10 protein-coding genes are annotated in these 12,164 nt (G+C 46.9%); 1 reads left to right on the top strand and 9 read right to left on the bottom strand.

Annotated features, from left to right (window positions below):
- Window positions 1-106: 106 nt before the first annotated feature.
- A complete protein-coding gene (locus tag EAI83_RS05370; RefSeq protein ID WP_129974733.1) occupies window positions 107-883 on the bottom strand; it encodes a transporter substrate-binding domain-containing protein in 777 nt (258 codons plus the stop codon).
- A 497-nt stretch (window positions 884-1,380) separates the two neighbouring features.
- Here EAI83_RS05370 and dapF point away from each other — a divergent pair, with 497 nt between their 5' ends.
- Window positions 1,381-2,235 (top strand): diaminopimelate epimerase, encoded by an 855-nt coding sequence (gene dapF, locus EAI83_RS05365; RefSeq protein ID WP_015526134.1) that lies wholly within the window; start codon window positions 1,381-1,383, stop codon window positions 2,233-2,235.
- Between the two features lie 49 nt (window positions 2,236-2,284).
- On the opposite strand, the gene EAI83_RS05360 is transcribed toward dapF, so the two are convergent.
- The 8 genes from EAI83_RS05360 to EAI83_RS05325 form a co-directional block, all read right to left on the bottom strand.
- Window positions 2,285-2,599 (bottom strand): AzlD domain-containing protein, encoded by a 315-nt coding sequence (locus tag EAI83_RS05360; protein WP_129974732.1) that lies wholly within the window; start codon window positions 2,597-2,599, stop codon window positions 2,285-2,287.
- Entirely contained in the window at window positions 2,589-3,308 is a 720-nt protein-coding gene (locus tag EAI83_RS05355; RefSeq protein WP_129974731.1) for an AzlC family ABC transporter permease, read from the bottom strand. The genes EAI83_RS05360 and EAI83_RS05355 overlap by 11 nt, the downstream gene beginning before the upstream one ends.
- A gap of 231 nt (window positions 3,309-3,539) precedes the next feature.
- Window positions 3,540-3,980, bottom strand: coding sequence for a hypothetical protein (locus EAI83_RS05350; protein WP_021651595.1), 441 nt, complete (start codon window positions 3,978-3,980; stop codon window positions 3,540-3,542).
- A gap of 1,008 nt (window positions 3,981-4,988) precedes the next feature.
- Window positions 4,989-7,361, bottom strand: a complete 2,373-nt coding sequence (locus EAI83_RS05345) for a ribonucleoside triphosphate reductase (protein WP_022426862.1) — start codon at window positions 7,359-7,361, stop codon at window positions 4,989-4,991.
- Window positions 7,362-7,575: 214 nt separating this feature from the next.
- Window positions 7,576-8,811 (bottom strand): GTPase HflX, encoded by a 1,236-nt coding sequence (hflX, locus tag EAI83_RS05340; protein ID WP_022426861.1) that lies wholly within the window; start codon window positions 8,809-8,811, stop codon window positions 7,576-7,578.
- A 1-nt stretch (window position 8,812) separates the two neighbouring features.
- Window positions 8,813-9,871, bottom strand: a complete 1,059-nt coding sequence (locus EAI83_RS05335; RefSeq protein WP_129974730.1) for a tetratricopeptide repeat protein — start codon at window positions 9,869-9,871, stop codon at window positions 8,813-8,815.
- A gap of 8 nt (window positions 9,872-9,879) precedes the next feature.
- Window positions 9,880-11,226 (bottom strand): phosphoglucosamine mutase, encoded by a 1,347-nt coding sequence (gene glmM, locus EAI83_RS05330; protein ID WP_015526146.1) that lies wholly within the window; start codon window positions 11,224-11,226, stop codon window positions 9,880-9,882.
- A 14-nt stretch (window positions 11,227-11,240) separates the two neighbouring features.
- On the bottom strand, window positions 11,241-12,158 hold the full coding sequence (locus tag EAI83_RS05325; protein WP_129974729.1) for a nucleotidyltransferase family protein: 918 nt from the start codon (window positions 12,156-12,158) through the stop codon (window positions 11,241-11,243).
- Window positions 12,159-12,164: the final 6 nt, after the last annotated feature.

Below are 12,164 nucleotides of genomic sequence, written 5' to 3'. Positions count from 1 at the left end.
AAACATACCCGGATATCCGGAACCTGATCATTCGCTACTGAACCCTGCAACGAATATCTGTTTCTCAGCTTATCCGTTCAGAATCCTCTGATTTCTCTGTGCAAAATTATTTCTTTACAATAACAACCTGCTCTGCAGTTGTGTACGGATCAGTGAAATCAACGCTCTTTTTACGATCCTCTGTTACTGTCATTCCTGCAGCACCGAAATCAGCTTTTCCGGATTTAACAGAATTTACGATCGCATCAAACTCCATATCCTCGACCTTCAGCTCATATCCAAGCTTGTCGCAGACAGCCTGAGCGATATCAACATCAATACCTACAATCTTATCTCCGTCATAGTATTCGTATGGCTGGAAGGTTGCGTTTGTTGCCATGGTAAGAGTTCCCTTGGAGTGATCTGCATCCTTAGGAGTCTCATACGGTGTCTTACCTACATCATCACCGATGTAGTTATCTCTGATGGAATCCAGAGTTCCGTCATCCTTCAGCTCCTTCAGCGCTTCGTTGAACTCTTTGGTAAGGTCTGCATTATCTTTGGAAAGACAGATTGCATACTCCTCTTTATCAAAAATATCCTCAACGATCTCAAGATCATCGTTTTTCTCAACAAATTTCTTGGCAGGCTCGCTGTCGATCACTACGCAGTCAATCTTACCCTGTTTCAGAGCCATAACAGCGTCATTACCTTTGTTGTATCTCTCTACTGTTGCGTCTTTAACCTCTGTAGCGTCTGCATCACCGGTTGTTCCAAGCTGAACACCGATCTTCTTACCCTCCAGATCATCTGCGCTCTTGATCTCATCTGCTGCAAAAACAGCGGATGTCATAGAAACTGTCATAGCTGCTGCAAGTGCAAGTGCCATAAATTTTCTCTTCATTTTTTCTTCCTCCTGAATTCTATGTACTTTACGTTAACTGTCTCTCTGCTTGTGTCAGTCCAATGTTACTGTTCACTTCGTGACCAGCAACACGCTCCGCGATGCACAGAAATCATGCTTTTGCATGATTTCGCGCCGAAATTCTCGGGTTTTCTGTGACCTGTGGTCACAAAAAACACCTCGCGGAATATTACCAATGAACAGTAACAGCCCAATCCGTAATGTACAGCATAATTATACATCTCCATGCATATTACTTTGTTTTATGATACCATGTTTCTGACAAAATGCAAGCACATAAAATCCATAAATACAAAAATCCACTTCTAATTTACCGGAATTTCACAGGGAAAATTCACTTTTCGATAACAATTGTCCAATATACTATACTATTAAAGGCAACAAATGGAAAAAACCTGCGTGTTTTTTTCATGTGGGTCTTGTGCTCCAACAGAAAAAACAAGTATAATATTCAGAAACAAGAGGAGGCTACTATTATGAAATTCACGAAAATGCACGGCATTGGAAACGATTATGTATATGTAAACTGTTTTGAGGAGACTGTTAAGGATCCGGCCGCAGTGGCAAAATTTGTCAGCGACCGTCATTTTGGCATTGGTTCCGATGGTCTGATCCTGATCCGCCCGTCTGAGATTGCAGACTGCGAGATGGATATGTACAATCTGGACGGCTCTCAGGGTGCCATGTGCGGAAACGGTATCCGCTGCGTTGCCAAATATGTCTATGACCACGGCATTGTGGACAAAACTTCTTTAAGCATCGCCACAAGAAGCGGTATCAAATATGTGGATCTTACTATCCGCGACGGCAAGGCCTCCATGGTAAAAGTCAACATGGGCTCCCCGATCCTCACTGCAAAAGAGATCCCGGTGGTTGCCGAAACCGAGCAGGTGATCGACGCTCCCATCACCGTCGACGGAAAAGAATATCACATGACCGCAGTTTCCATGGGTAATCCTCATGCCATCATCTACGTAGACGATGTGAACAGCCTTGACCTGGAAAAGATCGGCCCGTCCTTTGAAAATCACGTATGCTTCCCGGACAGAGTCAACACTGAGTTTGTTCAGGTGATCGACCGCCACACCGTAAAGATGCGTGTATGGGAGCGTGGCTCCGGAGAAACTCTTGCCTGCGGCACAGGCGCCTGCGCAGTTACGGTAGCTTCCATCCTCAATGACAAGGTTGACGGCAGCAAGCCGGTTACTGTACAGCTTCTTGGCGGAGACTTAAACATCTCCTGGGAAAGAGATGAAAACCTTGTATATATGACAGGACCTGCAACTACGGTGTTTGACGGAGAGATCGATCTTGGATTTTTAGGTGAATAAATGAAAAAGGAGGGAGCTTTTCGAAGCTCCCTCCTACATATTATACTTTTCAGATAAATACCAGAACCCTCTCCACGATAAACACCGCCGCACACGCCAGCAGGGCTACTGTGATCAGGCTTTTTTCCTTATATGCAGCAATAAGTGCTACCAGGAAACCTGCAGCGCCGGAGATGATGCTGTCTGTGGCTTTCAGGATAGCCGGGAAGGTCATGGCTGCCAGACAGGCGTATGGCACGTAGTACAGAAAGGACTTGATAAACGGGCTTCTGATCTCGTTTTTTGCAAGAGCAAGGGGCAGCATACGGATGAGATAGGTGACAATTGCCATCACCAGGATATAAAGATATACATTACGACTCATGAACGGCTTCCCCTTTCTCTTCCAGCGGGCAGAAATAAGCTGCCAGGCCTGCTACCAGAAGTGTTGTGATAATGATCATAAATCCGGATGATACCTGTTTTAACACCGGTGTCACCGCAAAAACAGTACTGACTGCCATGGATGCCACAACCACCCCAAGAACCGGTCTGCTCTTTTTGGACGGCGGGATGATGATGGCCAGGAACATTCCGTAAATGGCAACGCTCAACGCACTAAGCATAAAATCCGGCAAAAGGCTTCCGGAGATTCCTCCTGCCAGAGTTCCAAGAGTCCATCCGGGAATTGCCACGCACATGGCTCCGTAATTATAAAATACGCTGACCTTTCCCTCCTGGGCCGCACTGATCCCGAAAATTTCATCGGTGATACCAAAAGCAGCGATGTATTTCAGGATGCCGGACTCCTCACGCCGGAATTTCTGGGACAGGGAAAATGACATCAGGCAGTATCTCAGGTTGATGATCAGCTGGGTCATTGCCATCTCCCACATGGAGCCTCCCGCAAAAATAATGTCCAGTCCCGCAAACTGACCGGCCGATGTCAGGTTGGTCAAAGAGATCAGGACTGCCTGCCAGATACTCAAGCCGCCGGCAACAGCCATCATGCCAAAGGTAAAGGATACCGCAAAATATCCAAGAGCGATGGGAACTCCATCCTTCATACCTTTTCTGAAACTTTCTCTTTTCATCGATTTCCTCCATTGTATGTACATTCCGTTATAAACGCAGCTGTGCCTACTTCTCCGATCTGTACAGCACTCATCAGAATCTCGCCACAGCTCGTTGTACATGTAAATAAGAGCGTGCCCGGAAACGTTTTTCCTGTTTCCTGACACGCTCTTTTATTGTAGCATTGCCCTGTCAAAACTTCAATACGTGAATACGTCATTCCTGTTTGTCATTTTTTCCGGAATATGTCCTTACGCTTCTTCAACTCCATCCGGATCTACCAGACGATCCAGAACCTTGAATCCATTGTTACGAAGAACGCTCTCTGCAACAAGGAGATCCTCACAGTGCATGATCGCTACCGGGACTTTCAAACCTCTGTGGAAAAAGGTGTAAATGTAATGAAGGTTTACATTGCTGTCGCCCATGACGCTGAGAAGCTTATCAAGACCGCCGATCTCATCCTGAAGATCTACCAGGATAGCCTGAGTAATACGGGTCATATATCCGTTTTCTGCCATGATCTGGTCTGCTTTTTCCGGATCATCACATACCATACGAAAGTTTGCGAACTCCGGTGCATCGAAACAGCCGAAGCCGTAGATGTCGATCTGATTCTCAGCAAGAATCTTTGTGACTTTCTGAAGACTTCCCGGAGTGTTTTCTACGAAGACGATATTCTGTTTTACCATGATGTGATTTCCTCTTTTCCTGATTATTTTTTCTTGTTATTGTTTTTCTTATTATTCTTTTTTTATTCTAGCATGAAATTAATTGGAAGTGAATCCCTTTCCGGGAGGGAGCATTTCGCATGCGGTTTTTCCTTTCCAGGAGGAGCATTTCGCATGCGGCAGGTGCGAGGAGGGGAAGCATTCATAGTTGCGAAGGCCATCGTCCCCTCCTCGCGCTCCTCCCCTCCCGGCCACGCCGCTGTTCTGTGTTGTGGAATGTGTTACTTTTCTGACGGGGTGATGGATTCTACGATGTTGGGTATTGCAAGTTGTGCCGATATAAGTAACTGATATGCTTTCTTGATTCAGGTCAAGCGGATATTCGCAATCCGCTTCGCTACTTGCTCATAACTGAATAACTGCTCCGCAGTTTATCAGATAGAGCCTGCACTTCTCCTGATACAAGCAAGTCCTCACCCACTGCTTATTGCTTTTCGCAACTCTGCAGGGAACTTACTTGATTCAGTTAAATATCACAGAATATAAATCTCATATCAGGGAACAGGCCCACTATGCGGGCCGCTTTTCCGTCCGCCTTCATTCATCGGCTCAGCCTTGAATTCCCGATACCGTCAAATCCATCACCCTATCAATAACGTATCACACACCACAACGTACGTTCAAAAAAGCGTGCCCGGAAAGGGGGAGCGCGAGGGGGAAAAACGGGCTTCGCAACTTTGAGTGCTTTCCCCCTCGCAAATTTCCGCCGGGAAACAATTCCCGGATCCCCCACGCGGTATTACAGCGGTATATATTCATACATTAAAGTGTAACACTTTCAATCATTAAACCCATGTATAAGTATACCATCCCGACATGAAATGTCAACCACCTTTCCCCAAAAACGAAAATCCCCCCAAAAAATATAAAAACAAAAAGACAAAAAATATATAAAAAAAGACCAGACGCACATCCAAACAGACATACGTCCAGCCATTTTAATTACAATTTACAATTGCCCCGAAGAGCTCAATCCAGCTCTTCATCCACATACTTCTGAATGTTAGAAGCATTCACATACTTCTTAACCTGTACCCCGTCAGTGATCACAAGTGTAGGCGCCTGACGGATCCCATACTGCTTGACAAGCTCGGGATTCTGCTCAGCATCGATGATCTCCAGCTCTTCGCCTTCCAGCATTTTCTTTGCCATACGGCAGTTCGGACAAGTGCTGGTCGTAAAAAGATATTTATGAGATTCCACTGGCTGGATCTCCACCTCGTCACCCTTCATGGTCATCACACTGGTATGGACCTTTTTCAGCTGGGAATGGGTAATATCATAGAGGGTACGGTTCTTGTACTCCTGGGTCTTACCATCGTTCCAGTTCTGTACAGGACGGTAATATCCTGTGATACGGCTGTAAACCTCAGCCTTCTTTCCACATTTCGGGCAGGTGAAATGCTCGCCGCTGATGTAGCCATGCTCCTGACATACAGAATAGGTCGGTGAGATGGTGTAATAGGGCAGGCGATAATTCTCTGCGATCTTACGTACCAGCGCTGCCGCTGCCTTCCAGTCCGGAAGCTTCTCCCCAAGGAATGCATGGAATACGGTTCCTGAAGTATACAGAGTCTGCAGATCGTCCTGAATATCCAGTGCGTCAAAAATATCCGCAGTGTAATCAACCGGCAGATGAGAGCTGTTTGTGTAATACGGAGTGTCGCCCTCTTTTCCTGCTGTTTTGATATCCGGATAACGGCTTCTGTCGTGTTTGGCAAGACGGTATGCAGTGGACTCTGCCGGTGTTGCCTCCAGGTTGAAAAGCTCTCCCGGATATTGCTCCTGATAGTCTGAAAGACGGCTTCTCATATGCTCCAGAACCTCTTTTGTAAACTTCTGGGTTTCCGGATCTGTCATGTCTTTTTTCAGCCAGCAGGCATTTAAGCCCGCTTCGTTCATTCCCACAAGACCGATAGTGGAAAAATGGTTGTCAAAGCTTCCAAGATATCTCTTCGTGTACGGATACAGTCCCTCATCCAGAAGCCTGCTGATCACATCTCTCTTGATGTGAAGAGATCTTGCGGAGATATCCATCATGTGGTCCAGGCGCTGATAAAATTCCTTCGGCGTTCTGGAAAGATATGCGATACGCGGCATATTGATGGTAACAACGCCTACAGAACCTGTACTCTCACCGGAGCCAAAGAATCCACCACTCTTTTTGCGGAGCTCACGGAGATCCAGACGGAGGCGGCAGCACATGCTGCGGATGTCGCTTGGCTTCATATCACTGTTGATATAATTGGAAAAATACGGAGTACCGTACTTGGAAGTCATCTCAAAGAGAAGACGGTTGTTCTCGGTATCAGACCAGTCGAATTCCTTTGTGATGGAGTAGGTCGGGATCGGATACTGGAATCCACGTCCGTTGGCATCTCCCTCGATCATGGTCTCGATAAATGCCTTGTTGACCATATCCATTTCTTTCTTACAGTCCTTATATTTGAAATCCATGTCCTTGCCGCCTACGATAGCCGGAAGCTCTGCAAGGTCGTCCGGAACGGTCCAGTCCAGTGTAATGTTGGAAAATGGTGCCTGAGTGCCCCAGCGGCTTGGAGTATTTACGCCATATACAAAGGACTCAATGCATTTCTTAACCTCTGGATAGGAAAGGTTGTCTGCCTTTACAAAAGGTGCCAGATAAGTATCAAAGGATGAAAATGCCTGTGCGCCCGCCCACTCGTTCTGCATGATACCCAGGAAATTCACCATCTGATTGCAGAGTACACTTAAATGCTTTGCAGGTGCAGAAGTGATCTTACCCTCAATACCACCAAGTCCCTCTCGGATCAGCTGCTTCAGGGACCAGCCTGCACAGTAACCGGTCAGCATGGACAGATCATGGATATGGATATCTGCATTTCTGTGTGCATCTGCGATCTCGTTGTCGTAGATCTCAGACAGCCAGTAGTTTGCAGTAACTGCTCCGGAGTTGCTTAAGATCAGACCTCCTACAGAATAAGTAACCGTTGAGTTCTCCTTTACACGCCAGTCCTCAACCTTTACATAGCTGTTTACGATTTCTTTATAGTCAAGGATGGTGGATTTCATATTGCGGATCTTCTCACGCTGCTTACGATAAAGGATATACGCCTTGGCAACATCAGAATATCCGGCCTGGATCAGTACGTTCTCCACACTGTCCTGGATATCCTCAACAGAAATCCGGTTGTTCTCGATCTTATTCTGAAAATCCGCTGTAACACGAAGTCCCAGAAGATCGATCATATCCGAACTGTAATTCTTACCTTTGGCATCAAATGCCTTATCAATTGCCGCGGTGATCTTCCCCATTTTAAATTCGTCTAATTCACCGTCTCTTTTTACTACCTGAAACATAAGAAAATGCCTCCCTCATGCATTTATTTATAAGCGGATATTCCATTCCGCCTCACTTGCCTGCTTACGAACACACTCCGTTTCACGATCTGTGTTCAAAGCGCTGTAGGCTTATTGTATCAGACACGCCTCTTTGCGTCAACATAAAAAGTACCATATATAGTGCCCGTTTTGTTCACGGTACTATATATGGTACTGAGTAGATATTTTAACATTATGTGACTTTCGGATAGATTTCCCGCGGAACTCTTGCTTTTACAGCAATCCCGCCTTCGGTATACTCTTCCGAAAGAAGCTGTCCATACTCACGGATCAGCTGGATCTGACCGGCCTCCGAATAAGGAAAAAGCCGTTCCATATAAATCTGTCCTTCTGCCAGTATCTCAGAAAGAAGCTGCTTAAATTCCTCAAGCCCCTCTCCTGTCCGTGCGGAAATCTTCAGCGTATGGTCTGCCCGGAGATCCCGAAAGCTCTCCCCGGAAACACGGTCCTGCTTGTTAAAAAGTGTGATCGTCTTTTTTCCAAGGGCACCAAGCTCTTTCAGGGTTTCATATACGATATGCATCTGCATCTCCGCCTGAGGATTGGATGCATCTACCACATGAATGATATAATCCGCATATTTGGCTTCCTCCAGAGTACTCTTGAAGGCTTCCACCAGATTGTGGGGAAGCTTGCGGATAAAGCCTACGGTATCCGTAAGAAGAAGCTGCTGTCCGTCATCCAGTGTCAGAAGACGGGTAGTCGGATCCAGTGTGGCAAACAGCTTATCCTCCGAAAGCACCGAAGCGCCTGTCAGTGTATTCAGAAGCGTGGACTTTCCTGCATTGGTATAGCCGACAATGGCTGCTGTCTTCAGATTTCCCACAGCTCTTCTGGAACGGATCAGCTCTCTGTGCTTTTCTACCTGGGAAAGCTCCTGCTTCAGTGCGGATATCCTGTTCCGGATCAGACGACGGTCTGTCTCCAGCTTTTTCTCACCAGGGCCTCTGGTTCCGATTCCTCCTCCAAGTCGCGAAAGAGAAGAACGTAGTCCCACAAGACGTGCAGACCGGTAACGAAGCTGTGCAAGCTCTACCTGGATCTTGCCTTCACTTGTGACGGCACGCTTCGCAAAAATGTCAAGGATCAGCAGGGTACGATCCATAACCTTGCACTCCAGCTCCCGCTCCAGATTATTCATCTGGGCTGGAGAAAGCTCATCGTCACAGATCACACCATTGGCATCCAGGGCATAGAGAAGACCTTTTACCTCTTCGATCTTGCCTTTTCCGATATAGGTGCCCGGATGTACGGCCTCACGATTCTGAATGATCCTGCCTGCAACCGCCGCACCTGCCGTAGCCGCAAGTTCTCCAAGCTCATCCAGGGATTCCTCCATGTCATCCCCCCGATCTGCCTGGACACCGATCAGGATAACCCTGTCCTGTATTTCCTCAAAATATTCCATATCAGCCCTCCGAAGACGTTCTGGTTTTCAGGAAAGCCCGCTCTTTTTTTGCAGCGGAATCTTCAGGGAACATCTCAATATATTCCTGGACCTTGGTCAGTGCAGTAGCAAAATCCAGCTTTTTTTCATAGGCTACGATCTCATTGAACAGAAGACTCTGCATCTCGTCTGTGGTAGCTGTCGGAAGGCCTTTTGTGATGTTATCAAGAGCAGAATCATAATCTCCGCTTCGGATATCGCACAGTGCCAGACCATTATAGCCCTTGGCGGAATCACCCACTGCGGAAATATACTGCTTGTACATTGCCTGAGCATTTTCCACATCATCCTGGGCCAGATATACCATTCCCAGAAGAAGCAATGCTTCCGTATTATCCTTCTTGGTTGCTTCCAGAAGCTCTTTTTTTGCGCTGCTGTAGTCTTCCATATAATAGTAGACACGGCCTCTGTCACAGTGGTCCTGGGCATCCTTGGCCTCAGAAGAAAGAGCAGCTTCCAGATATCTGGTTCCGTCCGCTTCCATATCCTTGTCCAGATATGCCTCATAGATCTCGATCGCCATATCATAGGTGGAATCTTCTCCATAGGCCTGTTTGAAGTTAGATGCGGCTTCTTCGTAGGAATCCATGGCAAGGGCAACCTTTCCGGTGAGGAAATAACTGCCTGCATCCATGGAAAAATCTTCTCCAAGTGTCTGGCAGTCTGCCATGGCATCCTCGTATTTTCCAGACTTCAGCTCTGCAGTAGCCCGGTAGGACAGGATATCCTTACGAAGGCTTTTGCTTACTTTATCGCAGTTCAGAGCTTCCGTGAAGCTATTCACCGCATCCTCATATTTGCCAAGACGCAGGCTTGCGATACCTGCCCCGCGATAGGACTGTGCCAGCTTCACTCCGTTCTGGATAGAGCTCTGGTACTCCTCCAGGGCATACTTGTAGCTTCCCTGGGAAAGATCCTTTCCGGCCTGTTCATATATTTTTGTTTTTTCACTGCCACAGCCGCCCAGAAGCAAGGCTCCTGTAACGGCTGCAAGAATCAATACGGTCTTTGTTTTTTTCATGGAATTCCTTATTCTACAACAAGCCCTTCGGCTTCCATCACATCAACAACACTATCTACATATTTATGGCAGAGATCATCCGTTCCCGCTTCTACCATAACACGGATCAGCGGCTCTGTACCACTCTCACGTACCAGGATACGTCCGTCATCGCCAAGTGCCTCTGCGGCTGCCTCAATGGCTGCTTTTACCTTTTCGTTCTCCAGTGCTGTTTTCTTGTCGGAAACACGCACATTCCGGAGAAGCTGCGGATAAACCTTCATCTCCTTTGCAAGGTCACAGAGTGTGGCCTTCTGATCCACACATGCCTCCATGATCATAAGAGAAGTCAGGATCCCGTCACCAGTAGCAGAATAGCGGCTGAAGATGATATGTCCGGACTGCTCACCACCGATACTGTAATTGTTTTCCATCATGTTCTCGGCAACGTATTTGTCACCAACTGCAGTCTGCTCATAGTCGATGCCTTCACGCTCCAGAGACTTGTAAAGACCAAGATTGGACATAACGGTGGTTACAACTGTATTTCCGTTGAGCTGGCCTTTCTCTCTTAAATATTTGCCGCACACATACATGATCTTATCACCGTCAATGATGTTTCCGCGGTGGTCTACGGCGATACAGCGGTCTGCATCACCATCATATGCAAAACCGATATCCAGGCCTTTATCTACCACGAACTGTCTCAGAACTTCAATGTGTGTGGAACCGCAGCCACGGTTGATGTTGGTTCCGTTTGGCTCATTGTTGATCACATAGGTTTTTGCACGAAGTGCGTCAAAAACACTCTTGGCAATGGCGGATGAGCTTCCGTTGGAGCAATCCAGCCCAACCTTGATATTTTTGAAATCATGGCATGGGATAGAGATCAGATGTCCGATATAACGGTTTCTTCCGGATGCAAAATCCACAGTACAGCCGATATCTTCTCCGGTTGCCAGCGGAAGCTCCTCGATCTCGCCGTCCAGATATGCCTCGATACGTGCTTCAATATCTGCGGAAATCTTCTGTCCGTTCTCATTAAGGACCTTGATCCCATTATCATTAAACGGATTATGGCTTGCGGAAATCATGATACCGCAGTCAAAATCTTCTGTACGTACCACATAGGATACACTTGGAGTTGTGGTTACATGAAGCAGATAGGCATCTGCTCCGGATGCGGTAAGTCCTGCCGCAAGGGCATACTCAAACATGTAACTGCTTCTTCTTGTATCCTTGCCGATCACGATCTTCGCCTTGTGATCTCTGCCGTAATACCAGCCGAGATAACGTCCCACACGAAATGCATGATCTGCTGTAAGTTTTACATTTGCTTCACCACGAAAACCATCTGTTCCGAAATATTTACCCATAATGTTCTCCTTTATTACTGATACAGTCCTTCCGGATAAACGCCGTCATCTGTAAGTTTTTTGAATGCAGCCTGTACAGATGCCTTATCCTCCTGATAGGTAACACCGAACCACTCGTCCTTTGTCTCAAGAACATCTACCGCTGCTTTTCCGGAATGGATCAGCTGGTCGATAAGCTCAGGAAGAAGATACTCTTTTTTGATGTCTCCCTCTTTGATCCCGCCAAGGAACTCAACGAAGCCTTTCTCAAGGATCTCCATAAATTCCGGTGTCAGTCCCCACATATTCATGGAAACAAGGCTCTTTGTATCCAGTGTTTCTGCTGTACCATCGTCATTTCTTGTCTCTGCGCCGTCTGCTGTCTTGAAGATGTTATGTGTCTCTGTAACGCCCACAAGCTTGCCATCCTCAATATGGCACACTCCTCTTGTGACGCTTCCGTTGTCACTTAATGTATTTCCAAGGCGGAAACCTGCCATGCAGATGTGCATCGGGCCATCCTGCAGATGATCCTGTACCAGGTAGTCATGCACCTTTACGTAGGCTTCTTTTCCGTAGTAGTCATCTGCATTGATCACAGCGAATGGCTCGGAAAGGACTTTCTTTGCTGCCAGTACAGCGTGTCCGGTTCCCCATGGCTTGGTACGGTCCGCCGGTTTTGTAAAATTGCCCGGAAGATCGTCGATCTCCTGGAATGCATAAGCAACTTCTGTAATGTTGGAGATACGGTCTCCGATCACTTTTTTGAATTCATCTTCAAGGTCTTTGCGGATGATAAATACGACCTTGTTGAATCCTGCCTCCAGTGCATCATGGATGGAATAGTCCATAATGATCTCGCCCTTCGGGCCTACCGGTGCAAGCTGCTTGATTCCTTTTCCAAAACGGCTGCCGATACCGGCTGCCATAATCACCAGTGCTGTCTTTTTCATTTTCGT

It is taken from the genome of Blautia sp. aa_0143 (assembly GCF_004167315.1).
Taxonomy (GTDB): Bacteria; Bacillota; Clostridia; order Lachnospirales; family Lachnospiraceae; genus Blautia_A; species Blautia_A fusiformis.
This window is presented reverse-complemented; position numbering and strand designations above follow the sequence as displayed.

Bases quoted from the DNA above. Each gene is read 5' to 3' on its own strand.
- EAI83_RS05370 (WP_129974733.1), bottom strand. From the start codon at position 883: ATGAAGAGAAAATTTATGGCACTTGCACTTGCAGCAGCTATGACAGTT.
- dapF (WP_015526134.1), top strand. From the start codon at position 1,381: ATGAAATTCACGAAAATGCACGGCATTGGAAACGATTATGTATATGTA.
- EAI83_RS05360 (WP_129974732.1), bottom strand. From the start codon at position 2,599: ATGAGTCGTAATGTATATCTTTATATCCTGGTGATGGCAATTGTCACC.
- EAI83_RS05355 (WP_129974731.1), bottom strand. From the start codon at position 3,308: ATGAAAAGAGAAAGTTTCAGAAAAGGTATGAAGGATGGAGTTCCCATC.
- EAI83_RS05350 (WP_021651595.1), bottom strand. From the start codon at position 3,980: ATGGTAAAACAGAATATCGTCTTCGTAGAAAACACTCCGGGAAGTCTT.
- EAI83_RS05345 (WP_022426862.1), bottom strand. From the start codon at position 7,361: ATGTTTCAGGTAGTAAAAAGAGACGGTGAATTAGACGAATTTAAAATG.
- hflX (WP_022426861.1), bottom strand. From the start codon at position 8,811: ATGGAATATTTTGAGGAAATACAGGACAGGGTTATCCTGATCGGTGTC.
- EAI83_RS05335 (WP_129974730.1), bottom strand. From the start codon at position 9,871: ATGAAAAAAACAAAGACCGTATTGATTCTTGCAGCCGTTACAGGAGCC.
- glmM (WP_015526146.1), bottom strand. From the start codon at position 11,226: ATGGGTAAATATTTCGGAACAGATGGTTTTCGTGGTGAAGCAAATGTA.
- EAI83_RS05325 (WP_129974729.1), bottom strand. From the start codon at position 12,158: ATGAAAAAGACAGCACTGGTGATTATGGCAGCCGGTATCGGCAGCCGT.